Source organism: Cryptosporangium aurantiacum, assembly GCF_900143005.1.
Taxonomy (GTDB): domain Bacteria; phylum Actinomycetota; class Actinomycetes; order Mycobacteriales; family Cryptosporangiaceae; genus Cryptosporangium; species Cryptosporangium aurantiacum.
On record NZ_FRCS01000001.1, the window covers coordinates 710,126 to 733,909 of the forward strand.

Here is a 23,784-nt window from a genome sequence, read left to right on the forward strand (position 1 = left end):
GGGAATCCCGTCATCGGGCCCGTGCCGTTCGCCAAGGGCCACGGCACCGAGAACGACTTCGTCATCCTGCCCGATCCCGAGGGTCAGCTGGAGGTTTCGCCGCACCTCGTGCGCGTGCTCTGCGACCGCCGCGCGGGTCTCGGCGCCGACGGGGTGCTCCGCGTCGTCCGCACCACCCGGATCCCGGACGGGCTCGGGCTGGAAGGCGAGTGGTTCATGGACTACCGCAACAGCGACGGTTCGATCGCGGAGATGTGCGGCAACGGCATCCGGGTGTTCGCCCGGTACCTGGTGGAGTCCGGGCTGGCCAAGGCCGGGACGATGCGGATCGCGACCAGGGCCGGAACCAAGCTGGTCGTGGTCCCCGGCGGCGAGAGCGACATCACCGTGGACATGGGTCCGGCGGTGATCGGCACCGAGGCCGTCGTGCAGGTCGGCGGTCGTCCGTTCGCCGGCATCGCGGTCTCGATGGGTAACCCGCACCTGGTCTGCGGCACCGCGCTGCCGGTCGGCGAGATCGACCTCTCGTCCGCGCCGGAGTTCGACCCGGCGACGTTCCCGACCGGCGTCAACGTCGAGGTCGTCAACGTGCTGGGCGGCGAGTCGCGCACCGCGCCGGGCGTCCCGGCCCCGGAGGGTTACGACCTGCACGTGCGGATGCGGGTCTACGAGCGCGGCTCCGGCGAGACGCGGTCCTGCGGCACCGGGGCCTGCGCGGTCGGCGCCGTAGCGCTGCGGTCGGCGGGCCGCACCACCGGGCGGGTCGCGGTCGACGTTCCCGGCGGACGGGTCGGGATCACGGTCACCACCGCCACCACGCTGCTGGAGGGCCCCGCGGTGCTGGTCGCGGGCGGGCAGCTCTCGCCGCAGTGGCTCGCCGCGGTGCAGGTCGAGACCCCGGCGTCGATCGAGGCGATCCCCGCGCCGAAGCCACCCGTTGCTCCGGCGGTGCTGGACGCACCGGCGTCGCCGGCGTCCGCGCCGCGCGCCGCGACGGTCGGGCCGCGCGCGTGAGCCTCGATGCGGGTCAGCTCCGGGAACTCGCACGGATCGCCGGTGGCGTCCTCGACGAGGCGACGCCGTACTTCATCAGCGAGATCGGCGCGAAGGAAGAGGTCGTCAAGGGCGTCGGGGACTGGGCGACCGCCGCCGACCTGGCGCTGGAGCGGCAGATCACCGCGGCGCTGACCGAGCGCACCGGGCTGTCGATGCACGGCGAGGAGTTCGGCGGGCCCGACCTGCACACCGGCGTCACCTGGGTCCTCGACCCGATCGACGGCACCGCGAACTACACCGCCCGGATCCCGCTGACCGGGATCAGCCTCGCGCTGCTGGAGGAGGGCCGGCCGGTGGTCGGCCTGATCCGGCTGCCGATGTTCGGTGAGGCGTACCAGGCGATCGACGGCGGTCCGCTGGAGCGCAACGGCGAGGCGATGCCCACGCTCCAGCCCGCCGGGTTGGACGACGTCACGATCGCGCTGGGCAACGTGGCGCCGAAGGGCACGCATGGCGGCCCGACCCCGCGCTACCCGTTCCGGTACCGGATGGCGCTGGCGAACGCGATCGCCCACCAGGCGCTGCGGGTGCGGATGTTCGGTTCGTCCGCGGTCGAGCTCGCCTGGGCCGCTTCCGGCGCGGTCGGCGCGGCGCTGAACTTCGGCAACCACGCCTGGGACAACGCGGCGGGAGCGCTGCTGCTCCGGCAGGCCGGCGGTGAGCTGCGCGACCTGGAGGGCGGCGAGTGGAGCCTCCGGAGCCGCTCGATCCTGGTGGGTCGGCCGGGCGTCGTCGGTGAGCTGGCCGACCTGCTCGCCGCCCTGGGCGACCCCGCGTCCTACGCCTGAGGTATTGCCACGGTTGCGGGGAAGGGTGACCGTGGACGCATGGAGATCTGGACGATCGAGGTTCTCGACGGCCGGTTCTCGGCGGACGTGTGGTTCGCGTCGCACCGTGAGTACCTGATCGAGGCGGCGGTGACGCACGGAGCCAAGGACTGGCGCTGGGTGCGGCGCGACTGGGGCTTGGTCCTCGAAGTCGAGTTCGACGACGTGGACGACTGGTTGCGGTTCCGCGCGACGCCCGCGGTGAAGGCAGCGCTCGACGCGGTGCCCGATCCGGTCAACGGGCTGTTCATCTACCTCGGGCCGGGCGGCAGCAGCGGGCAACGGTCCCGCCGCCGCCCGAAGCCCCGCCCCGCGGCCGGCGCGGCGGAGATTCCGGTGCCCCCGGAACCGCCACTACGCGCGGCCCCCGAGACGCACCTACGCCCGCCCGCGAACGCACTACGCACAGCGTCCGCCTAGCGCAGTTGCTGTTGAAGCGCCGCCAGGCGCGAGTATTTGTCTTGCTACGGCGATGGAACCCGTTGAGGACGGGGCTGACGCTCGCGCGTCAGCCCCGTCCTCAACGGGCCGCCTCCCGGCGGGCGGCGTCGGTGACTGCGGCTGCTACGGCGGGGGCGACCGTGGGGTCGAAGACCGAGGGGACGATCACGCTCGGGTTGACCTTGTCGACGCCGACCGCGTTCGCGATCGCCTCGGCCGCGGCCAGCGCCATCGGCAGCGTGAACTCGCGTGCCTGGGCGTCCAGCAGGCCCCGGAACACGCCGGGGAACGCGAGCACGTTGTTGATCTGGTTCGGCTCGTCCGAGCGTCCGGTCGCCACCACGGCTGCGTGCTCGCGGGCCTCCCGGGGGTCCACCTCCGGGTCGGGGTTGGCCAGCGCGAACACGATCGACCGGTCCGCCATCGTGGCGATGTCGTCGCCGGTCAGCAGGTTCGGGGCGGACACGCCGATGAAGACGTCCGCGCCGCGTAGCGCCCCGGCCAGTGAACCGGAGTAGTTGTCCCGGTTCGTGTGCTCGGCGAGCCACTGCATGCTCGGGTTCAGCCCCTCGGACCCGGCGTGCAGCGCACCGCTCTTGTCGCACGCGATGATGTCGCCGACACCCTCGGCGAGCAGCAGCTTCATGATCGCGGTACCGGCCGCTCCGGCGCCGGAGACGACGATCCGGACCTCCTTGAGGTCCTTCCGGACGACCCGCAGGGCGTTGGTCAGCGCGGCGAGCACGACGATCGCGGTGCCGTGCTGGTCGTCGTGGAAGACCGGGATGTCCAGCTCGTCGCGCAGCCGGGTCTCGATCTCGAAGCATCGGGGCGCGGCGATGTCCTCGAGGTTGATGCCGCCGTACACCGGCGCCAGCGCCCGGACGATCGACACGATCTCGTCGGTGTCCTGGGTGTCGAGGCAGACCGGCCACGCGTCGACCCCGGCGAACCGCTTGAACAGCGCGGCCTTGCCCTCCATCACCGGCAGCGCCGCCGCCGGCCCCAGGTTGCCCAGCCCCAGCACGGCCGAGCCGTCGGTCACGACCGCGACCGTGTTGCGCTTGATCGTCAGCCGGCGGGCGTCGTCCGGATTCTCGGCGATCGCCCGGCAGACCCGGGCGACGCCCGGCGTGTAGGCGCGGGACAGCTCGTCGCGGGTGCGCAGGTTCACCTTCGGGGTGACCTCGATCTTCCCGCCGAGGTGCAGCAGGAACGTGCGGTCGGAGACCTTCCGGACGTCGACGTCGTCCAGTGCCCGCAGCGCCGCGACGACGCTGTCCGCGTGCGGCCCGTCGGAGGTGTCGCAGGTGAGGTCGACGACCACGCGCTCGGCGTCCGAGTCGACGACGTCCAGTGCCCTGACGACACCGCCGGCGGACCCGACCGCGGTAGCGAGCCGTCCGACGCCGGTGGGGTCGGCGGGAGCGGCGATCCGGATGGTGATCGAGAAACCGGCACTGGGCATCGGGCTGGACACGGGTTTCCTCCGTCTGGCCGGCCGCGTGGAGGCCGGGTGCTGTGAGTTCGTCTGGTGCGGCGCGCCCGCCGCGCGTGTCGTCGGAATCCTTCCAGAGACCGCCTCGCCGTCCGCGTCCGCGGTTCTCGAGGTTGGGTGACCGGAAACCGGGAATCCAGAACGCCGTGGCGTCGTTACCAACCGTAGACGTGGTCGAGTGACGCAGAAGTGCAGCGTTCCGCTCCCCGGAACCCTGCGCTGGACCTCCGCGCGGTCGCGCGGACAATTCCGGATGCCCCCGACCCGGTGCACGTGTCACGATGCGTGCGCAGGAGTTTCCCGATCGAGAGGACCCCGCACTGACTACTGATGGAGTTGATCTGCCGATGAGCCCTTCGAGCACCGCACGTCGAGCCGGCGCTCTCGGCGACAGCGCCATTCGGCTCCGTCCCGAGCTCGCACCCGAGGTCGAGGACGACTTTGACGGTGACCAGTTCGACCGGGAGGAACGGCAGGCGCTCCGCCGTGTCGTCGGGCTCTCCACCGAACTCACCGACGTCACCGAGGTCGAGTACCGGCAGCTGCGGCTGGAGCGGGTCGTCCTGGTGGGTGTCTGGACCGAGGGCACCATCGAGGACGCCGAGAACTCGATGGCCGAGCTGGCGGCCCTCGCCGAGACGGCGGGCTCCCAGGTCCTCGAGGGCCTGATGCAGCGGCGCGACCGGCCCGACCCGGCCACGTACATCGGTTCCGGCAAGGCCAACGAGCTGCGTGAGGTCGTCCTGGCGTCCGGCGCCGACACGGTCATCTGCGACGGTGAGCTCTCGCCGGCCCAGCTGAACGCGCTGGAGAAGGTCGTCAAGGTCAAGGTGATCGACCGGACCGCGCTGATCCTCGACATCTTCGCCCAGCACGCGCACACCCGCGAGGGCCGTGCCCAGGTGTCGCTGGCCCAGATGGAGTACATGCTGCCCCGCCTGCGTGGTTGGGGTGAGTCGATGTCCCGGCAGGCCGGTGGTGCCGGTGGTGGCGCCGGCGGCGGCGTGGGCACGCGTGGACCCGGTGAGACCAAGATCGAGACCGACCGGCGGCGGATCCGCGAGCGGATGGCGAAGCTGCGTCGGGAGATCAAGGGCATGAAGCAGGCCCGCGACACCAAGCGCGCTTCTCGCCGCCGGAACGAGGTGCCGAGCGTCGCGATCGCCGGCTACACCAACGCCGGGAAGTCGAGCCTGCTCAACCGGCTCACCGGCGCCGGTGTGCTGGTGGAGAACGCGTTGTTCGCCACGCTGGATCCGACGACCCGGCGTACCGAGGCCGCGGACGGCCGCGAGTACACGCTGTCGGACACGGTCGGGTTCGTCCGGCACCTTCCGCACCAGCTCGTCGAGGCGTTCCGCTCGACGCTGGAGGAGGTCGCCGACGCGGATCTGCTCGTGCACGTCGTCGACGGGTCCCACCCCGACCCGATCGCCCAGGTGAACGCGGTGCGTGAGGTGCTCGCCGACATCGAGGCGGCCCAGGTCCCCGAGATGATCGTCGTGAACAAGGCGGACGCCGCTTCGCCGGAAGCGCTGCTGGAATTGCGGCAGGCGCTGCCGGGCGCGCTGGTGGTCTCGGCCCACACCGGCTTCGGTATCGACGAGTTGCGTGCGGCGATCGAGGAGCGGCTGCCCCGTCCGGCGCTGGAACTGCACGTCCGGCTGCCGTACGACCAGGGCGGTCTGGTGTCGCGCATCCACGCCGAGGGCGAGGTGCTCTCCAGCGAGCACACGACCGACGGCACCGAGCTTCACGTCCGGGTGCATCCCGGGCTGGCGGCGGCGCTCCAGCCGTACGCAGGCACTTCCCAGCACGTGTGACGGTCGGACAACAACGCGGCGGGTCGGTCCATGGGCCGGCCCGCCGTTGTGTGCTGGTGCTTCACCGAAGCGTGATCGGTGTTCCTCCGGAGGCGTGATCGGTGTTCCTCCGAAGGGACTACGGGTGAACGGCCGGTGACGTGCCTCTCCCGATCGGCGGCCTATGTCCTTCGCAACGCCGCCGACCAGCCGTCCACTCGTCTGCAAGACTGGGGGCGTGACACGGTGTGGACGGATTCTGGTGGCCCTCCTGCTCGGGGTGGGCTTCGCCCTGCTGCCGGGCGGTCAGGCTGCCTTGGCCGCGCCGCAGAGCGTCTGCACGGTGAACGACACGCGGTTGCCGGAGATCAGCGGTCTGGTGGCGGTCGACGACGGGTACGCGGTAATCACGGACAGTGACGACACGGTCCAGCAGGTCACGATCTACCAGGTTGACGCGAAGTGTGCGGTGACCGACACGTTGACCTCGGACGTCGACCCGTTCGACCCCGAGGACTTGGCCCGGACGTCGGACGGCTCGTACTGGGTAGCTGACATCGGTGACAGCGATTCCGCCCCCGAGCGGGAGACGATCGCCGTCCACCTGTTCCCGCCGTCGGGCACGCCGACGATCCAGCGGATGCGCTACCCGGACGGCGCGAAGAACGCGGAAGCGCTGCTCGTCCAGAACAACAACGTCCCGGTCGTCGTCACCAAGTCGCCGACCGGCGACGCGAAGGTCTACCAGGCCAGCCAGGCGATCAGCGGTCCGTCGAAGTCCGCCGAGCAGGCGGTTCCGCTGACGCTCGTGGGCTCGGTCTCGCTGGGCAAGGGAGAGCTGGTCACCGGCGGGGCACTCTCCCCGGACGGCAAGCGGGCGGCGCTCCGGACGTACACGTCGATCTTCGAGTGGGACGTCGCGGACGGTGACGCGGCCAAGGCGATGACGTCCGGCAAACCGCGCAAGACGTTGCTGACCGGACAGCAAGGCACGCAGGGTGAGGCGGTCACGTACTCCCCGGACGGCAAGTTCTTCGTGACGATCCCCGAGGGCACCAAGGCCAACCCGGCGTCCGCGCTGCAGAAGTGGCCGATCGGCGACCAGGCGAAGGCGACCACCGCGGCGAGCGACGGCGGGGCCGCCGACTCCGAGTCCGACGGTGGGTTCTTGTCGAGCATCAGCTTCAACCAGATCACCTCGTTGGTCGCGGTGGTCGGCCTGATCGGGATCGCGCTCCTGGCTGCCGGCATCGTCGGGATCGTCCGGTTCCGCCAGCGGGCACAGGACCCGACGGCCGGTGGCCCGCCGCGCGGACCGCGCGTCGGTGCCGGTCCCCAGGTCGGGAACGGGCCGGGCGGCCGACCCGGCGAACCGGACGAGCTCGTGCCCGCCGCGGAGACCATGCAGCTGCCCCGGGTCGCCGGTGCGGTCTACGGCGGACGCCCGGACGGTCCGCGCGGCGGCGCGGCCGCACCGCCCGCACCGCGTGGCGCGGCGAGGCCGCCGGTCGGCGCGGGTGCCGGGCCCGGTGGCTGGGGCGCGGAGCGCGGTCCGGAAGCAGGCTTCCGCTCCGAGGGCCCGGCCGCGGGCGCCGCGTCGGTGTCCGGCCCGGTGTCGGGTCCGATTCCGGGGGCGGGGCCGGCCGCTGGTGCCGCCTCGGTGTCCGGTGCGGCGTCGGTGTCCGGAGCCGCGCCGGTGTCCGGGCCGTCCGGACGCGGCACCGTGTACGGCAGCGGTTCATCCGGTTCGTCCGCGTCGTCCGGCGGCTTCGACCCCGAGACGACCGGCAGCGGCCGGGTGCGTCGCCCGCAGGGTCCGCCACCGACCCGGCCCGTGCCCGGTGATCCGACGACCACCGGCGGAGGTCGCGTCCGGCGCCCGGCCGGGCCACCCCGCGGTGCTGCCGATCCCGAGACGACCGGCGGCGGCCGGGTGCGCGACTCCGGCGCCGCGCCGCGCCCCATACCCGGTCCGGGTGGCCGTGGTTCGGCTCGGCCGGGTGCGGCTCCGCCGCCCCCGCCGGTAGACCGGTCTGCTCCGACGCGCGCCCGGCGCGCGGGTCCGCCGCCGATGCCCCCGGGCACGACCTACGGTGGCGGACGCGATGCGGGTGGCCGTGACGGGGGACGCGACACCGGCGGACGCGAGGCCGGTGGACGCGACGGGCGGGACACCGACGGTCGGGGCTGGGATGGCCGGAACACCGGGGATGTCCGTGGCGACGGCCGGAACACGGGCGATGTGCGCGGCGACGGGCGAAACACCGGCGATGTCCGTGGCGACGGCAGGAACACCGGTGACGTGCGCGGTGACGGCCGGAACACCGGGGACGTTCGCGGTGGTCGTAACACCGGCGACGTGCGCGGTGGCCGGGACCCGGACTGGGAGACGACCGGCACCGGGCGGGCACGTCCGCCGGCCGGTGACCGGATGCGTCCGCCGCCTCCGCCCGGCGAGCGCCCCCCGAACGGCGCCGACCGCGGACGGCGCGACCCGAGCGGAGCCTGGCGCGACGACGACGGGCGTCCGCCGCCACCGCCGCCGGGTGGACGGCGTCCGCCGCCACCACCGTCCGAACGCGTCCGCTACGACGGCTGACGTCCGAACGCGCCCGCTACGACGGCTGACGCTCTCGACACGCTGAACGCCGATGGCCGGCCCCGTCCGTGGGGCCGGCCATCGGCGTGTCGGCGTAGCGCCGGGTGCTTCAGAGGCGGCGGAGCACCGTGACGACGCGTCCGAGGATCGTCGCCTCGTCGCCGGGGATCGGCTCGTAGGCGGCGTTGTGCGGCACCAGCCACACCTGCCCGTCGCGCCGACGCAGCCGCTTCACGGTGGCCTCGCCGTCGAGCATCGCGGCCACGATGTCACCGCTGTCGGCGTCGGGCTGCTGGCGGACGACCACCCAGTCGCCGTCGCAGATCGCCGCCTCGACCATCGAGTCACCGACCACGCGCAGCAGGAACAGGTTGCCGTCACCGACGATCTCGCGGGGGAGCGGGAACACATCCTCGACGGCCTGCTCGGCCAGGATCGGCCCGCCGGCGGCGATACGTCCCAGCACGGGAACGTTCACCGGCGCCGGGCGTCCGTCGTCGGCCGCCGGGGCGCTACCCGGAGCCGTGCTGACGCCGCCGCCGATCTCGACGACCGTGTCCCGGCCGCCGGTCGGGGCGCCTGGCGTGCGGATGTCGACCGCACGAGGGCGGTTGGGGTCGCGCCGGAGCAGCCCCTTCTCCTGCAACGCCTGCAGCTGGTAGGCGACGCTGGAAGGCGAGGTGAGACCGACCGCCTCACCGATCTCCCGGACGCTCGGCGGGTACCCGCGGGTCTCCACCGAGTCGCGGATCACCTCGAGGATCCGGCGCTGGCGCGGGCTCAGCGGCGTCCCGGCCGTGGTGGTGCTGCGGCGCCCGCGGCGGCGCGGTGCGGCGGGAGCCGGTTCCGTGGAGGGGGCGGCCCCGTCGGAGGCGGTCTTGACGACGCCGGAATCGGCGACTGCCTCGACCCGGCCGGTGCCGGCGGCTTGGGCGGGGTTGTCGCCACCGGCTCCATCCGTCGAGCTGCGGCCCTGTCGCGTCACGGTTTCCTCCTCGTCTGACGGCACCGCCGCCGTCACCTCGTCCGTAGACCGTAGCCACTGTGGACGAGGATTTCAAACAAACGTACGACGTCGGCGCGTCGGATAGCGGTATGCCTGCGCCCGGTTCGGCCGGGTCCGGTCGGTCCGCGCGACCGAGGAGGTGTCGCGCCGCCGGGACCGAACATACGGTCGAACTAAACGGCAGGCAAGCCTGGTAACGAGCCCCGGAACATGGTAGAGATCGTACACGCGTTCGTTCGAACTTTCGTACGTGTTCGGCTTCCCCGGGGGTGCGTGTGGTCACGCTCAAGCTGGTGCCAACGCTGTCCGACGACGCGATCCACTTCGATCCCTTCGAGCAGGCAGTCCGGGCCGGTGCAGGGCGGACGGCGGCGTTGCGGGCCGTCGACGGGCGGCCGGTGCGGCGAAGCGGCGACGTGCGTCGCGTGCGCCGCGCAGCGCCCGACGCGGCGCCGCGCGACCCGGCGCCGCGTGATGGGGCGCCGCGCGACCGGGCGCCGCGTGATGGGGCGCCGCGGGAGGCCGCGGCTCGCGGAGCGGCGCGGTGCCAGGCCGGCGGGGCGAAGCGGGTTGCGGGCGAGGCGGCGCGTGCCGCTGTGGGCGACGGGCCGGCGCGGGACGGCGCTGCGCGCGTGCCTGCGCCGCGGCGCCCGGAGGGGCCGCGGTCCGCGCCGGGACGCAAGCGTCGGGTGGCGACGCCTCGCGCGGCCGACCCGAGGCGGGCACCGCACTCCGCCGGGGCACCGCCGGTGCGGCTCACCCGCCGGGGGAGGGCGCTGGTACGCAGCGTCGCGCTGGTCGGCGTGGCCCTGACCGCGTTCGCGTTCTCGGTGTCCACCCGGGCCGACGGCGTCACCCCGGTGTCGTCCCGCAGCATGGTCGTCACCGAACGCGACACGCTCTGGACGATCGCCGAGGACATCGCACCCGACCGGCCGCGCAGCGAGACGATGGCCGAGATCCGGGAACTCAACGACATGTCCGACTCCACCGTCCGAGTCGGCGAGCGCTTGCTCCTCCCCGCTCACTAGAGCCGCGGCGCCGCGAAGCGCTGCACACTTTGTGCCCTCATAGGGGCACAGAATGTGCAGCGCCTCCACGCGGGACGATTGCCCGCACCCGACGGACCTCGGGAGCCTCGGTAGGGTGGCATTCCGGCGCGGGCGGCGGCGGCCGCGAGGGATCGCGCCGGATCGGAGTGTGCATGGACGCCGGAGAGGGCAACGGGCCGCCCCGGCGGCGACAGCTCCGCGTCGCGCTGGTCTACGTGGGCCAGCCGGAGAGCGAGTCCCGGCCGGTGATGAGCCCGCCGATCGGTCCGCAGCTGCTGGGAACCCTGCTGCTCGAGCACGGGGGCGACGTCGAGCTGTTCGACTCGCGTCTGCAGCCGGCCGACGCCCTGCTCGCCGCGGTCGACGACTTCGATCCGCACCTCGTCGGGTTCAGCTACCTGTCGCCGAACGCGGCCGAGGCCGTCGCGCTGGCCCATGCGGTCCGGCGGCCCGGGCGGGCGGTGGTCGCCGGTGGGGTGCACGCCAGCATCCACACCGAGGCCACGGTGGCGACCGGCGCGTTCGACTGTGTGATCCGGCGCGAGGGTGAGTCGGCGATTCTCGACCTGTACGACCGGGTGGCCGCGGGCGAGGAACTGCCGCGTGTCGTCGAGGGGACGCCCTGGCCCGACATCGACGCGTTGCCGCCCTACGCGGACTTCGACTGCTACCGCGGCGTCTACGCGGGCTCCGACGGCTACCGGCCGGTCTACCTGCAACTCGGCCGGGGCTGCCCGATGCAGTGCACGTTCTGCGAGCTGCCGAACCGCTCGGTGTTCGAGCCGCCGCGCCGACGTTTCCGCTCGGTCGACCGGGTGATGGCCGAGTTGCACGAGTACGTCCGCCGCTGGGGTGTGGACTTCGTGACGATCGCCGACCCGATCGCCACCCTCAACTTGCCGTTGCTGACGGGCGTCGTCCGAAGAATGGACGCGGAGCTGCCGCACGTCGGATTGATGTTCAACGGGCACGTGAACCGGTTCAACCGTGCGCTCGCCGAATGCCTGGGCGAAGCCCAGACCGGGCGGGACCGGGAGGGGCAGCGGATCACGGTCTGGTTCGGCTTCGAGAGCGGCTCACAGCGGCTGCTGGAGTTCATGCGCAAGCGCACGTCGGTGGCCGACGGTGTCGCGGTGGCGCAGCTCTGCCGCGAGTACGACGTCCAGGTGGGCGCGAACCTGTTGCTCGGTGTACCGACCGAGACCGACGAGGACTACGCGGCCCACCACGCGTTCATGGATGCGGTCGCCCCGACGTTCCCGAACCCGAACATCCTCAACCCGCTGCCGGGCACCGAGATGTACGAGTACTGCGCGGCCAACGGATTACTGCGCGACCCGGCCGACTACTCGATCTGGCGCGACACCGACATCGCCGCCCGGGGCGAGGGACCGGTGCTCGGCATCGACTACCAGCGGGTGCTGGCCACCTACCGGCACTACCGCGACGAACCCGCACCGGAGTCGGAAGAACGCTACCAGTCGTGGGCCGCCGCCGAGTGAACCACAACAGGTTGTGGATAACCGCGCCGAGCGTTGCGCGCTGTGTCACCGGTGATCAACAGCCCGTAGAAGTTGCCGGTGTTTCGTCCGAGATCCGCGATTTCTCCGGCGGGTCGGCTTGCGGTCGTGGGACCACAGGCCTACTGTCGCCACTAGATCTAGTGCTTACGGGCATGTAACTCACCTACCAGTAGGGTCGAGGTCCTGTTGAGGGCCGCCGATCCTTCCGTGGTGCGTACGGTTCGAGCACTGGATGGACGACGGCACGAGCGACGGGAAGGAGGGCGCACCGTGAAGTGCCCGTACTGCCGGCACCCCGACTCGCGGGTGGTCGACTCCCGCGAAGCCGAGGACGGCCAGGTCACCCGGCGGCGGCGTTCCTGCACCCGATGCTCCCGGCGCTTCACCACGGTGGAGGAGCCGGTGCTGGCCGTCGTCAAGCGCAGTGGGGTCAGTGAGCCGTTCAGCCGCGCCAAGGTCGTCGCGGGTGTCCGCAAGGCATGCCAGGGGCGGCCGGTCGACGCGGACGCGTTGGCCGTACTGGCCCAGAAGGTCGAGGAGGCGGTCCGGGCACGGGGCGCCGCCGAGGTCGCGTCGCACGAGGTGGGGTTGGCCATCCTCGGTCCGCTCCGCGAACTCGACGAGGTGGCCTACATCCGGTTCGCCAGCGTCTACCGCGCGTTCTCCTCGCTGGAGGACTTCGAAGCGGAGATCGCCGCGCTCCGGGAGAACCGGCCCGCAGACGAGGCCGACGCTCCCCGTCCGGTGGTCGACGTGACCGCGTCACCGCCGCTGGCGGCCGATCAGCTTCAGCCCATCAGCCCCTAGGCGGGCCGGGCGCGACACAGGTGTGAATGGTCCGGCGATGCCGCCGGGCACGGCGGTTCGGTTCGGGGCGGACCCGAAACGCCGGAGCGCGGCTCTCGCGTGCGCTCGAGTAATCGAAAAGCGGAATTCCTAAGCACAACCCGGCGAGCGCGTCAGCGCGCGCTTCGCCATGCCCACGCAACGTGGGCCAAGAGTTCGTCTACAGGCGAGAATCTTCACGAGGGACAGGGGACGCCGATGACCGAGACAGTTGGCTCATCAACCGACAGCACAGCCGCGCCGGCACCGCGGGCGCAGACGCGGCGGGCCGCGGCCCAGTCGGCGGGCAAGGGACCGGTCGGTAAGGGCCTGACTGTCGAGCGGGTGTTCACCACGCCGGGCGTCCACCCGTACGACGAGGTGACGTGGGAGCGCCGCGACGTCGTCATGACGAACTGGCGCGACGGCGTGGTCAACTTCGAGCAGCGCGGTGTCGAGTTCCCCGACTTCTGGTCGCTGAACTCCACGAACATCGTCACCACCCGGTACTTCCGGGGCGCGCTCGGGACGCCGCAGCGGGAGAACAGCCTTCGCCACCTGATCGACCGCGTCGTCCGCGTGTACCGGAAGGCCGGGGTCGACTACGGCTACTTCGCGACGCCGGAGGACGCCGAGATCTTCGAGCACGAGCTGGCCTGGATGCTGTTGCACCAGGTGTTCAGCTTCAACTCGCCGGTCTGGTTCAACGTCGGCACGGCGGCTCCCCAGCAGGTGAGCGCCTGCTTCATCCTCTCGGTCGACGACGAGATGGACTCGATCCTGAACTGGTACCGGGAGGAGGGCCTGATCTTCAAGGGCGGCTCCGGTGCCGGTCTCAACCTGTCCCGGATCCGGTCGTCCAAGGAGCTGCTGGCCAGCGGCGGCACGGCGTCCGGCCCGGTCAGCTTCATGCGCGGCGCCGACGCCAGCGCCGGGACGATCAAGTCCGGAGGCGCCACCCGCCGGGCAGCGAAGATGGTCGTGCTCGACGTCGACCACCCCGACATCGAGGAGTTCGTCGAGACTAAGGCGCGCGAGGAGGACAAGATCCGCGCGCTGCGGGACGCCGGGTTCGACATGGACCTGGGCGGCAAGGACATCAACAGCGTCCAGTACCAGAACGCGAACAACTCGGTCCGCGTCTCGGACGAGTTCATGAAGGCGGTCGAGGACGGCGGGGAGTTCCACCTCCGTGCCCGCCTGGACGGCTCGGTGATCGACACCGTCGACGCCCAGGGCCTGTTCCGCAAGATCGCGAAGGCCGCCTGGGAGTGTGCCGACCCGGGCATCCAGTACGACGACACGATCAACGACTGGCACACCACGCCGGAGTCGGGCCGGATCACCGCGTCCAACCCGTGCTCGGAGTACATGCACCTGGACAACTCGTCCTGCAACCTGGCGTCGCTGAACCTGATGCGGTTCCTCCGCCCGGACGGCACGTTCGACGGGCCGACGTTCGTGAAGGCCGTCGAGCTGGTCATCACCGCGATGGACATCTCGATCTGCTTCGCGGACTTCCCGACCGAGCCGATCGCAGACACCACCCGCAAGTTCCGCCAGCTGGGCATCGGTTACGCGAACATCGGCGCGCTGCTGATGGCCACCGCGCACGCGTACGACTCGGACGGCGGCCGCTCGCTTGCCGCGGCGATCACGTCGCTGATGACCGGTGTCGCGTACCGCCGCTCGGCCGAGCTGGCCGGCATCGTCGGCGCGTACGAGGGTTACGCCCGCAACGCCGAGGGCCACCAGCGGGTCATGCGCAAGCACGCGGCCGCCAACGACGCGGTGCGCCCGGTCGGCGCCGACGACGCCGCGATCCTCAAGCTGGCGACCGCCGAGTGGCAGAACGGCCTGAAGATCGGCGCGAAGAACGGCTGGCGCAACGCCCAGGCCTCGGTGCTGGCTCCGACCGGCACGATCGGCCTGATGATGGACTGCGACACCACCGGCATCGAGCCCGACCTGGCCCTGGTCAAGTTCAAGAAGCTCGACGGCGGCGGCTCGATGCAGATCGTCAACCAGACGGTGCCGCGGGCGCTGCGCTCCCTGGGTTACCAGGACGAGCAGATCGAGGCGATCGTCGAGCACATCGCCCAGCACGGTCACGTCGTGGACGCTCCCGGCCTGCGCCGCGAGCACTACGAGGTGTTCGACTGCGCGATGGGCGAGCGCTCGATCCGCCCGATGGGTCACGTCCGGATGATGGCCGCGGTGCAGCCGTTCATCTCCGGCGCGATCTCCAAGACCGTGAACCTGCCCGAGTCCGCGACGATCGAGGACATCGAGAAGGTGTACGCGGAGGGCTGGCGCCTCGGCCTCAAGGCCCTCGCCGTCTACCGCGACAACTGCAAGGTCGGCCAGCCGCTGTCGGTCGGTGGCAAGAAGGCGGACGCGGCGCGCGCTGCGGGCAACGCGGCGGCCGAGCCCGAGGTGCAGACCGTCATCGAGTACCGGCCGGTGCGCAAGCGCCTGCCGAAGACCCGCCCGAGCACGACCACTTCGTTCTCGGTGGCCGGCGCCGAGGGTTACCTGACCGCGTCGACCTACCCGGACGACGGTGTCGGCGAGGTCTTCCTCAAGCTCGGCAAGCAGGGCTCCACGCTCGCCGGGATCATGGACGCGTTCTCGGTGGCGATCTCGGTGGCGCTGCAGTACGGCGTCCCGCTGGAGCAGTACGTCGAGAAGTTCCGCAACATGCGGTTCGAGCCGGCCGGTATGACCGACGACCCGGACATCCGGATCGCCAGCTCGGTCATCGACTACATCTTCCGGCGGCTCGCGCTCGACCACCTGCCCAAGGAGACCCGCGCCGAGATGGGGATCCTGACGAACTCGGAGCGGGCCGCCGAGCTCGACGGCACGTCGAACGACGACGTCGACATCGCGGGCCTCGCGGTCTCGGCGCCGGTGTCGGCACCGGCCCCGAAGAAGGAGGCCCCGCAGCCTCCGGCGCCGCGTGACCTGAGCAGCGCGCACTCGTCGACCGAGCTGCTGGAGCTGGTGCAGGGCACGGCCGCGGACGCACCGCTCTGCCTCACCTGCGGCACGAAGATGCGGCCCGCCGGGTCCTGCTTCGTCTGCGAGGGCTGCGGTAGCACCTCCGGCTGCAGCTGACGCGTACCGCCGCCGCCCCCTGGGACGCCCAGGGGGCGGCGGCGTGTCTGCAGGGGTTCTCAGGTGCGCTGGGAACACTGGGCGCATCCGTCCCACCGTTCTCTGGAGCGTCGATGCCTATGACGTACGTGTCCCATCAAGTGCCGGCGCTCGCGGCGAAGCTGGCCCGGCCACGGTGGTTCGACGGAACGGCGGTGGCGCTGGGCTCGATGTCGCCGGACTGGCCGTTCGCGCTGGCGGGCACGCGTCTGGAAACGAACGCACACAACACACGGGGCGTGCTGCTGCTCTGCGTACCGGCGTCGGCGGTGGCGGCCGTGGTCGCGCGGCGGCTCGCCCCGGTTGCCGCTGACTACCTGCCGGAGTTCCCCGGGCTGCCGCTGCGGCGGCTCGCGCTGCTGGGGGAGCGGCGGCCGCCGATGGCCGTCACCGTGCTCAGTGCCCTGCTGGGGGCCTGGAGCCACGTCGCCTGGGATTCGTTCACCCACGACGGCCGGTGGGGTGCGCGGCGGGTGCGGTGGCTCGCGGCGCCGCACCACGTCGGAGGCCGCGCGGTGACGGGGGCGTTCCTGGCCCAGCACACCAGCACGGTCGTGGGTGGGATGGTCGGGCTGGTGCTGCTCTCGCGGGTGCTGCGGGAACTGCCCGGCTGGGTCGACGCGAAGCCGCCGGGCTGGGCCCGGGAGCTGCCGGGCGGGACCGCCGGCCGGCCGGGCGGGGCGCGGGAGCGGCTGGGCTCGGCCCGGCAAGGGCCGGGTGAGGCCCGGCAGGGGCCGGGTGAGGCCCGGCAGGGGCCGGGTGAGGCCCGGCAGGGGCCGGGTGAGGCCCGGCAGGGGCCGGGTGAGGCCCGGCAGGGGCCGGGGGATCAACCGTCCGGGGACGTACCGCCGGGGCGGGGCCAGTTCTGGGCCGCGGTCGCTGCGGGGACCGCCGCCGGTGCGGTGTGGGGTTGCCGCGGCGGCTGGGACGGCCGTTTCAACATCGCGGTCCTCGTCATCCGGACCAGTTTCGGAACTGCCGCCGGAGCGGTCGCGGGTGCTCTCCGGGCCCGCCGTAAGCTGCGGGGCGCCAACTAGCGTGACCGTCGGGTGAGGACCGCGCGGCGCCCGGGTATGGCGTTTCCCGGAGGTGCTGGGTGCGGAACACACGATGGTCGCGTCTGGTCGCGGCCCTTTCCACGACGGCGGTGCTGGTCCTCGGCGCAGGCTGCTCCGAGACCGGTCTGCCGGTACTCGATCCGACGACGACCGCGGGGGCATCGGCGCCCGCCGAGCCGGGAAGCGTCGCCGACCCCACCCCGGCGTCGGTCACGCGGGCCCGAACCGCGTTAGACGGGCTGACGGTCAAGTCCATCCCCGGTAAGGACTCCAGCTACGAGCGGGACGCGTTCGGCGACTCGTGGAGCGACGCGGCGACCGGCGTCCAGTTCGCCCGCAACGGCTGCGACACCCGCAACGACATCCTGCGCCGGGACGCCGTCCCGGGCACCATCCGCACGAAGAACGGCACCAGCGGCTGCAAGGTCACCGCCGGCACGTGGGTATCGCAGTACGACGGCGCGCGGTACACGAACAAGTCGAAGATCCAGATCGACCACATCGTGCCGCTCGCGCGGGCCTGGGCGTCCGGAGCCAAGCGCTGGTCGGCCGCGCGGCGGCTGGCGTTCGCGAACGACCCCGACAACCTCCTGGCGGTCGACGGGTCGTCGAACCAGTCGAAGAGCGACAAGGGCCCGTCGGCCTGGCGTCCGCCGAAGGCGTACCAGTGCGGCTACGCGGTGCGATACATCGGTGCGGTGTCCAAATACCAGCTCCCGATCACCAAGTCCGACAAGTCCGCGCTGACGTCCATGCTGGATGGATGCCGGACGTAGGCAGCGCTCCCGGTCAGCTCTCGGCGGCGAGCACCAGCGGGTAGACCGCGCGGGCACCCGCCCGACGGAGCGCTCGTGCCGCCACCGTGAGCGTCCACCCGGTGTTGACCCGGTCGTCCACCAGCAGCACCGTGCGGCCCTCGACGGCGGAGGGGCTGTCGAGCACGTACCGGTCGGCGACCGCGCGGAGCCGCTGGGCGGAGTTCATCGCCCCCTCGCCGGTGCCCGCGGCGCCGACGATGTCGAAGCGGGTGAGCACCGGGATCTTCGCGTAGCGGGACAGCCCGTTCGCCACGTGCGCGACCAGCTGCGGATGGGTGAGCGAGTCGAGGTGAACGATGCCGTCCGGCCGGGTGGCGAAGTTCCAGGCGTCAAAAACCTGCACCAGCGCGTGCCGCAGCGGCACCGGCAGCTCACCGTCCGGCGTCTCCGGGCGGAACAGGTCCCGCAGCTGGTTGCCCCACCCCAGGTCGGTCAGGCGCGCGATGGCCCGGCCGGCCTCGGCCTGCTCGTCGCGGGCGATCTTCCCCTTCAGCTCGACGCCGATCGCGCCCATCCCGGTCGGCCACATCCGCCGGGTCTCGACCGGTACGCCGGGCCGGCTGAGACGGTCGGTCGCCGCCGCGAGACTGCTGGCGTCGGTGGCGGCCGAGAGCGCCAGCCCACCGCAGTTGTCGCACCGTCCGCACGGCTGTGCCTCGGGGTCGTCCAGCGCGCGTCGCAGGTACTGCATGCGGCACTCGGACGTCGTCAGATAGTCGAGCATCGCCTGCTGCTCGGTGCGGCGGGTCGCGCTCACCCGGGCGTACCGCTCGGCGTCGTAACTCCACGGCTGACCGGTCGCGGTCCAGCCGCCCTTCACCCGGCGGACCGCGCCGTCCACGTCCAGGACCTTGAGCATCATCTCCAGCCGCGTCCGGCGCAGCGGAACGTAGGTCTCCAGCACCGCGGTCGAGAGCGGGCGGTCCTCCTCGGCGAGCACCCGCAGCGTCTCCCGCACCTCGTGCTCGGGCGGGAACGCCAGCGAGCCGAAGTAGTCCCAGACGTCGCGGTCCTCCCGGCCGGGCAGCAGCACCACGGTGGCCCGCTCGGTGCCGCGGCCCGCGCGTCCGACCTGCTGGTAGTAGGCGATCGGTGACGCGGGTGCTCCCAGGTTGACCACCCAGCCGAGGTCGGGCTTGTCGAAGCCCATGCCCAGCGCAGACGTGGCGATCAGCGCCTTTACCCGGTTGTGCAGCAGGTCGTCCTCGGCGGCCAGGCGTTCGGTCTGCTCGGTCTGGCCCGAGTACGCCGCCACCGGGTAACCGCGCTCGCGCAGGTAGTCGGCGACGTCCTGGGTCGCGGCGACCGTGAGGCAGTAGATGATGCCGGACCCCTCGAACTCGCCCAGGTGGTCGGCGAGCCAGGCCAGCCGGGCCGCCTGGTTCGGCAGCGCGACGACGCCCAGGTGCAGGGACGATCGATCGAGGCTGCCGCGCAGCACCAGGACGTCGTCGAGCGTGCGTTCGCCGGTGACCGACAGCTGCTCGGCGACGTCGCGGGTGACGCGTTCGTTCGCGGTCGCGGTCGTCGCCAGCACCGGGATGCCCGCGGGCAGGTCGGCCAGCATCGTCCGGATCCGCCGGTAGTCGGGCCGGAAGTCGTGCCCCCAGTCGGAGATGCAGTGCGCCTCGTCGATCACCAGCAGACCGGCGCTCGCCGCTAGGCGCGGCAGCACCTCGTCCCGGAACTCGGGGTTGTTCAGCCGCTCGGGGGAGACCAGCAGCACGTCGACCGCGCCGTCGCCGATCGACGAGTAGATCTGCTTCCAGTCGTCGACGTTCGTCGAGTTGACGGTCTGGGCGTGGATGCCGGCCCGGTCGGCGGCCGCGATCTGGTTCCGCATCAGCGCGAGCAGCGGGGACACGATCACGGTCGGCCCGGCGCCCGCCGCACGGAGGAGTGCGGTGGCGACGAAGTAAACCGCCGACTTACCCCACCCGGTGCGCTGGACGACGAGCGCACGGCGACGATCGGCCACCAGGGCTTCGATCGCGGTCCACTGGTCGTCGCGCAATCGAGCGTCGGGGTTGCCGACCAGATCGCGGAGGTGTTTCTCGGCCCGCTCCCGCAGGGCAGCCCGATCGGTGTGGGGGATTGCCTCGGTGGAGGCAGACATCAGTTCTCCAGGTCAGTCGCCGGAGTGGTGGTTGGCGTTGGACGGCCGGTCGTCACGGATGTAGACGAGCAGGTCGCCGGTTTCCAGCTTGTTGGTCTCGGGCTCCACCAGCGGGATCACCCGGCCGCGGCGGGTGATCGCGATGACCACCTCGTCGAGCGTCCGCGGCGACTTGCCGATCTCGTCGCGCACCACCGAACGGCACGCGAACGCCATCCCGTGGCCGGGCGTCAGCAGGTCCTCCACGACGTCGATGACCGGCGGATCGGTGGTCGCCAGGCCGAGCAGCCGCCCGGCCGTTGCGGAGGAGACCACGACCTGGTGGGCGCCGCTCTGCCGGAGCAGCGGCGCGTTCTCCGCCTCCCGGGCGGTCGTGACGATGCGTACCTGGCCGTTGGTCAGCTGGCGGGCGGTGAGCGTGGTGAGCACCGCGGCGTCGTCGGCGTCGGGCGCGACGATGATTGCCGTCGCGCGATCGACCTGTGCCTGCGCCAGGACGGCGGACCGGCCGGACGACCCCTCCACCACCGCGAGCCCCGCGTTCACCGCCTGCTGCGCGACCCGGTGGTCGCGCTCGACGATGACGATCTTCTCCTTCGGGATGCCGTTCTCCAGCAGCGCTTCGACCGCGCTCCGGCCCTTGGTGCCGTACCCGCACACCACGTAATGGTCTCGCACCGTCGACCTCCACCGCTCCCGCCGGAACTGTCCGCGGTACTGCTCGGTCAGGACCTCGAGAGTGGTGCCGACCAGGATGATCAGGAACAACACCCGCGCCGGGGTGATGAATATTACGTTGATGAGCCGCGCTGACGGGGACGCCGGCGCGATGTCGCCGTAGCCGGTCGTCGACAGCGTGACCACCGTGTAGTACGCCGCGTCGAGCAGGCTCAGCGGGCTGCCGGTGTTGTCGCGGTAGCCGCCGCGGTCGGCGTAGACCACCCCGACCGTGACCACCACCAGCGTCATAGCCGCGAACATGCGGAGGCCGAGCGCACGCAGCGGCCCGGATCGCCGCTGAGGTAGCCAGACCGTCGCTCGCGGCAGCGCGGTCGGCGAGGCGGGACGCGTCACGAACCGAGACGGTAGCGGCATCCGCCAACGGCGGCACGGGGGACTCGCCTGGCTGTGGACAACTCGGGGCGCTGCGCGCTCAGCTCAGCGGAGGGTAAGCAAAGGCCGCCCCGCGAACAGGGCGGCCTTTGGGTACGCCAACCCGCCGGGTCGCCTCTCGGCGGAAGGTCGCTCGCGGCGACTTAGTTGGGACCGGGGGCCTGGATCGGGCCGACGCACTGAACACCACGGTACAGGGTCTCCTGAGGTTCCTGGCGTCGTCGGATCGTGCAGAGGCGCCGCGTGTTGGCGCAGCGCTGCTTACGCTGGAACTCGTCCCACCGTCGACAGCACAGCTGCGTTGCACTCAGGAGGCCGCCTTCGTGTCAGAACCTCCTCGTCACAGTCGTCCCATCCTCGCCGCTGACCTGGAGCGACTCGCTGCCAGTTCGGCCGAGGGCGAGCCGTCCGCCCGGCTGGAACTGGCGCACGCCACCGCCGCGGCGTTGGTCTCGGTCGGACGCGACGGGACGGACGACCCCGGCGACCGCCTCGTTCGCCTCGCCGACACGGTGGGGTTGGACACACTGGCCGAGCTCTGGCGCGGTGCGCCGCCGGACTCGCTGCCCGGTGCCCTCTGGGCCCTGTACCTGCTGCGTACCTGGTGTACGGAGAACGGCTCCGAGGTGGCCAGGCTCTACCGCACCGGCCGGTCGCTGGCGCCGGTCGACGAGGTCGTCGCCGGGGTCCAGGATGACGCGGACCCGGAGGCCATCGCGTCGATGGCGGACACCGTGCTCGGCGGGCTCTACCACGGTGATCTGGACGTCGCACTGGAGCGCGGCGCGGCGTTCTTCCGGGTGGTCGCGGCCGGGCGGCTGTTCCTCGCGCCGGACGGCCCGGACGGCAACGCGGAACGTGAGCGCGCGGGCCGGAACCGGGCGTGCGCCGACGGCCTCGGCCGTGCCGCCGACGCGTGGCGGGCCGGCACGCTGCGCTGAGCGTCCTCGCCCGGCGCGGCGTAGCACGCTGACGCGGACCCGTGCGGCTGTCCCCAACCGCCCGGGTTGTCCACACCCCGCGTTCGTGGCCCTCGTCCGCGCCCAGGGCCGGCGCCAGAGTCGTCGGCCATGACGATGTTCGAGACCCCACCCGACCGGCCGGTAGTGCGGTTGAGCACCCCGCCCGAGATCGTCCGCGCGATACCGCAACTCCTGGGCTTCCACCCCACGGCGAGCCTCGTCGTGCTCGGCTTGGGAGGTCCGCGCCGACGGCTGCGGATGACGCTACGGATCGACCTGCCCGCCCCGGGCGGCGAGACCGAGATCGCGAATCAGGTCGCGAGTCGGCTGGCCGCCGAGCACGCTGCCGCGTGCGTCGTGGTGCTGTTCACGGCGTCTTCGGACGCCGAACGCCGCGCCCCCGCAGGCGCGGCCACCGAGGGTGCGGCCGCCGAGCAGGCGGCGACCGGGGGCTCGGCCACCGAGGGCTCGGCCACCGAGGGCTTGGGCGCCGCGCAAGCGGGGGCCGGGGCCTCCGGCGTCGAGGGTTCGAGCGCCGGAGGCTCAGGCGCCGGAGGCTCAGGCGCCGGAGGCCTGGGCGGCGGGGGAGCAGCGTCGTCGGGGGCGGCGCCGTCCGGGGGACGCACGTGGCTACCCGGCGCGACGATGGCGTTCGCGGTCGAGCGCGCCCTCACCCTGCGTGGCGTGGAAGTGCGGGAACTCCTCCGCGCCGAGAGCGGCCGCTGGTGGTCGTACGCGTGTGAGCGGCCGTGCTGCCCGCCGGACGGGCTGCCGCTGGGGTCCGGCCCCACCACGCTGCTGGAGGTACTGCGGGTCGCCGCCGGACGCCCGCTGTTCCCGGACCGGTCGGCGCTCATCACGTCCGTGGAACGAGCGCCCGGCGAACCGACCGAGGCGCTGCGAGAGGCGCTCCAGGCACGCATGGACGCCGTCATCCGGGAGGCTCCCGCAACCCAGGCAGTCCGCGATCTGGCTGCGATCCAGGGCATCCTCACCGCAACGACGGCGGCCCCGCCTGGCGGCGCGGAGGTCCCGCCCGGAGGCGCGGCGGACCCGCCCGGAGGCCCGGCGACCGTGCCCGGGGGCGTCGCGGCGCCGCTCAAGGGCGCGGCAGACCCGCTCAAGGATGCGGCGGTCCGGCCCGGGGACGTGGCGGCCGGGCCCAGGGGCGCGAAGGTGCCGTCTGAAGGCGTGGGGGTCCCGCCCGAGGACGCGGAGGCCACGCCTGGCGGCGCGGAGGCCACGCCTGGCGGCGCGGAGGCCACGCCTGGCGGCGCGGAGGCCACGCCTGGCGGCGCGGAGGCCACGTCCGGCGGTGCGGCCCGGCCTGGGGACTCGGCGGCGGGATCGCAGGCCGGGCCATCCGACGGTTATGCCGCCGGCGCGACCTGGGGAGGCCTGGCCGGGGACGGACCGGACGACGGCGCAGTGGGGAGCGCCTACGACGACCGGACCGTCGCAATGGTTGCGATCGCGCTGACGAACCTGACCGTGCGGGACTCCTCGTTCGCCTGGACCGGCGGACCCTACGCCGACGCCGCGGCCACACTGTGGCGCGAACTGGTGCGCCGCGTCCCACCGCCCTACGCCGCCGCGCCGGCCACGCTGCTTGCGGTGTCCGCCTATCGTCGAGGCGACGGTGCGCTGGCCGACGTCTACCTCCGGCGGGCGCTGGACGACGATCCGGACTACCGGATGGCCGACCTGGTGCTCACGAGCCTGGAGAACGGTTTCCGCCCCTCGCAGGTGGAGTGTGCGCTCGGACTCGGAGGCAGCCGCCACCCGGCCGAGCCGGCCTCCCAGCCGACTCGTCGCGAGGGAGGGCGCCGGGGGCGGCGGAAGTCCGCCCCGCGCCGGGACGGCGGCACGGATGCGGAATGATGGCCGCCGGACGAACGCGCCGGCCGGGCTCGAGCGCCGGTCGCGCAC

General features: G+C 72.5%; 15 protein-coding genes and 2 pseudogenes. 13 read left to right on the forward strand and 4 right to left on the reverse strand.

What is annotated here, in order from left to right; translation table 11 throughout:
* Window positions 1-21: 21 nt before the first annotated feature.
* The 3 genes and pseudogenes from dapF to BUB75_RS03065 all read left to right on the forward strand — a co-directional run.
* A pseudogene (gene dapF, locus BUB75_RS03055) lies at window positions 22-873 on the forward strand (diaminopimelate epimerase); the annotation flags it as partial.
* 137 nt (window positions 874-1,010) lie between these two features.
* The gene (locus BUB75_RS03060) at window positions 1,011-1,844 is read left to right on the forward strand and encodes an inositol monophosphatase family protein (protein ID WP_073251157.1); all 834 of its coding nucleotides are present in this window, start codon (window positions 1,011-1,013) and stop codon (window positions 1,842-1,844) included.
* 39 nt (window positions 1,845-1,883) lie between these two features.
* Window positions 1,884-2,303, forward strand: a complete 420-nt coding sequence (locus BUB75_RS03065; RefSeq protein ID WP_073251159.1) for a hypothetical protein — start codon at window positions 1,884-1,886, stop codon at window positions 2,301-2,303.
* Window positions 2,304-2,403: 100 nt separating this feature from the next.
* On the opposite strand, the gene BUB75_RS03070 is transcribed toward BUB75_RS03065, so the two are convergent.
* Complete coding sequence (locus BUB75_RS03070; RefSeq protein WP_073251162.1) at window positions 2,404-3,792, reverse strand: malic enzyme-like NAD(P)-binding protein; 1,389 nt, start codon at window positions 3,790-3,792, stop codon at window positions 2,404-2,406.
* 377 nt (window positions 3,793-4,169) lie between these two features.
* Here BUB75_RS03070 and hflX point away from each other — a divergent pair, with 377 nt between their 5' ends.
* Window positions 4,170-5,645, forward strand: a complete 1,476-nt coding sequence (gene hflX, locus BUB75_RS03075) for a GTPase HflX (RefSeq protein WP_084740161.1) — start codon at window positions 4,170-4,172, stop codon at window positions 5,643-5,645.
* A gap of 241 nt (window positions 5,646-5,886) precedes the next feature.
* Entirely contained in the window at window positions 5,887-8,223 is a 2,337-nt protein-coding gene (locus tag BUB75_RS03080) for a hypothetical protein (protein WP_073251164.1), read from the forward strand.
* A gap of 109 nt (window positions 8,224-8,332) precedes the next feature.
* Here the strand turns inward: BUB75_RS03080 and lexA are convergent.
* Window positions 8,333-9,007: pseudogene (lexA, locus tag BUB75_RS03085) on the reverse strand (transcriptional repressor LexA); the annotation flags it as partial.
* Window positions 9,008-9,522: 515 nt separating this feature from the next.
* Here lexA and BUB75_RS03090 point away from each other — a divergent pair.
* The 6 genes from BUB75_RS03090 (at window position 9,523) to BUB75_RS03115 (ending at window position 17,622) form a co-directional block, all read left to right on the forward strand.
* The gene (locus BUB75_RS03090; RefSeq protein WP_143175000.1) at window positions 9,523-10,260 is read left to right on the forward strand and encodes a LysM peptidoglycan-binding domain-containing protein; all 738 of its coding nucleotides are present in this window, start codon (window positions 9,523-9,525) and stop codon (window positions 10,258-10,260) included.
* 173 nt (window positions 10,261-10,433) lie between these two features.
* Window positions 10,434-11,783: a B12-binding domain-containing radical SAM protein gene (locus BUB75_RS03095; RefSeq protein ID WP_073251169.1), complete on the forward strand. Its 1,350-nt coding sequence runs from the start codon at window positions 10,434-10,436 to the stop codon at window positions 11,781-11,783.
* 291 nt (window positions 11,784-12,074) lie between these two features.
* Window positions 12,075-12,611: a transcriptional regulator NrdR gene (gene nrdR / locus BUB75_RS03100; RefSeq protein WP_084740162.1), complete on the forward strand. Its 537-nt coding sequence runs from the start codon at window positions 12,075-12,077 to the stop codon at window positions 12,609-12,611.
* Between the two features lie 237 nt (window positions 12,612-12,848).
* Entirely contained in the window at window positions 12,849-15,749 is a 2,901-nt protein-coding gene (locus BUB75_RS03105) for a vitamin B12-dependent ribonucleotide reductase (protein ID WP_073251171.1), read from the forward strand.
* Between the two features lie 119 nt (window positions 15,750-15,868).
* Entirely contained in the window at window positions 15,869-16,825 is a 957-nt protein-coding gene (locus BUB75_RS03110; protein WP_178379750.1) for a DUF4184 family protein, read from the forward strand.
* A 59-nt stretch (window positions 16,826-16,884) separates the two neighbouring features.
* Window positions 16,885-17,622: an HNH endonuclease family protein gene (locus BUB75_RS03115; protein WP_073251177.1), complete on the forward strand. Its 738-nt coding sequence runs from the start codon at window positions 16,885-16,887 to the stop codon at window positions 17,620-17,622.
* A gap of 13 nt (window positions 17,623-17,635) precedes the next feature.
* On the opposite strand, the gene BUB75_RS03120 is transcribed toward BUB75_RS03115, so the two are convergent.
* Window positions 17,636-19,780 carry a RecQ family ATP-dependent DNA helicase gene (locus BUB75_RS03120; RefSeq protein WP_073251179.1) on the reverse strand — a complete coding sequence of 715 codons (2,145 nt, stop codon included), beginning with the start codon at window positions 19,778-19,780 and terminating at the stop codon, window positions 17,636-17,638.
* 12 nt (window positions 19,781-19,792) lie between these two features.
* The gene (locus BUB75_RS03125) at window positions 19,793-20,761 is read right to left on the reverse strand and encodes a potassium channel family protein (RefSeq protein ID WP_073252687.1); all 969 of its coding nucleotides are present in this window, start codon (window positions 20,759-20,761) and stop codon (window positions 19,793-19,795) included.
* A gap of 455 nt (window positions 20,762-21,216) precedes the next feature.
* Here BUB75_RS03125 and BUB75_RS03130 point away from each other — a divergent pair, with 455 nt between their 5' ends.
* Together BUB75_RS03130 and BUB75_RS03135 are read left to right on the forward strand one after the other, a co-directional pair.
* Window positions 21,217-21,834: a hypothetical protein gene (locus BUB75_RS03130; protein WP_073251181.1), complete on the forward strand. Its 618-nt coding sequence runs from the start codon at window positions 21,217-21,219 to the stop codon at window positions 21,832-21,834.
* A gap of 129 nt (window positions 21,835-21,963) precedes the next feature.
* Window positions 21,964-23,736 carry a DUF4192 family protein gene (locus BUB75_RS03135; protein ID WP_073251183.1) on the forward strand — a complete coding sequence of 591 codons (1,773 nt, stop codon included), beginning with the start codon at window positions 21,964-21,966 and terminating at the stop codon, window positions 23,734-23,736.
* Window positions 23,737-23,784 lie beyond the last annotated feature (48 nt).

Excerpts from the sequence above, each read along its gene's own strand:
- BUB75_RS03095 (WP_073251169.1), top strand. The coding sequence starts at position 10,434 with ATGGACGCCGGAGAGGGCAACGGGCCGCCCCGGCGGCGACAGCTCCGC.
- BUB75_RS03070 (WP_073251162.1), bottom strand. The coding sequence starts at position 3,792 with ATGCCCAGTGCCGGTTTCTCGATCACCATCCGGATCGCCGCTCCCGCC.
- BUB75_RS03120 (WP_073251179.1), bottom strand. The coding sequence starts at position 19,780 with ATGTCTGCCTCCACCGAGGCAATCCCCCACACCGATCGGGCTGCCCTG.
- BUB75_RS03105 (WP_073251171.1), top strand. The coding sequence starts at position 12,849 with ATGACCGAGACAGTTGGCTCATCAACCGACAGCACAGCCGCGCCGGCA.
- hflX (WP_084740161.1), top strand. The coding sequence starts at position 4,170 with ATGAGCCCTTCGAGCACCGCACGTCGAGCCGGCGCTCTCGGCGACAGC.
- BUB75_RS03125 (WP_073252687.1), bottom strand. The coding sequence starts at position 20,761 with ATGTTCGCGGCTATGACGCTGGTGGTGGTCACGGTCGGGGTGGTCTAC.
- BUB75_RS03135 (WP_073251183.1), top strand. The coding sequence starts at position 21,964 with ATGACGATGTTCGAGACCCCACCCGACCGGCCGGTAGTGCGGTTGAGC.
- BUB75_RS03065 (WP_073251159.1), top strand. The coding sequence starts at position 1,884 with ATGGAGATCTGGACGATCGAGGTTCTCGACGGCCGGTTCTCGGCGGAC.
- BUB75_RS03110 (WP_178379750.1), top strand. The coding sequence starts at position 15,869 with ATGACGTACGTGTCCCATCAAGTGCCGGCGCTCGCGGCGAAGCTGGCC.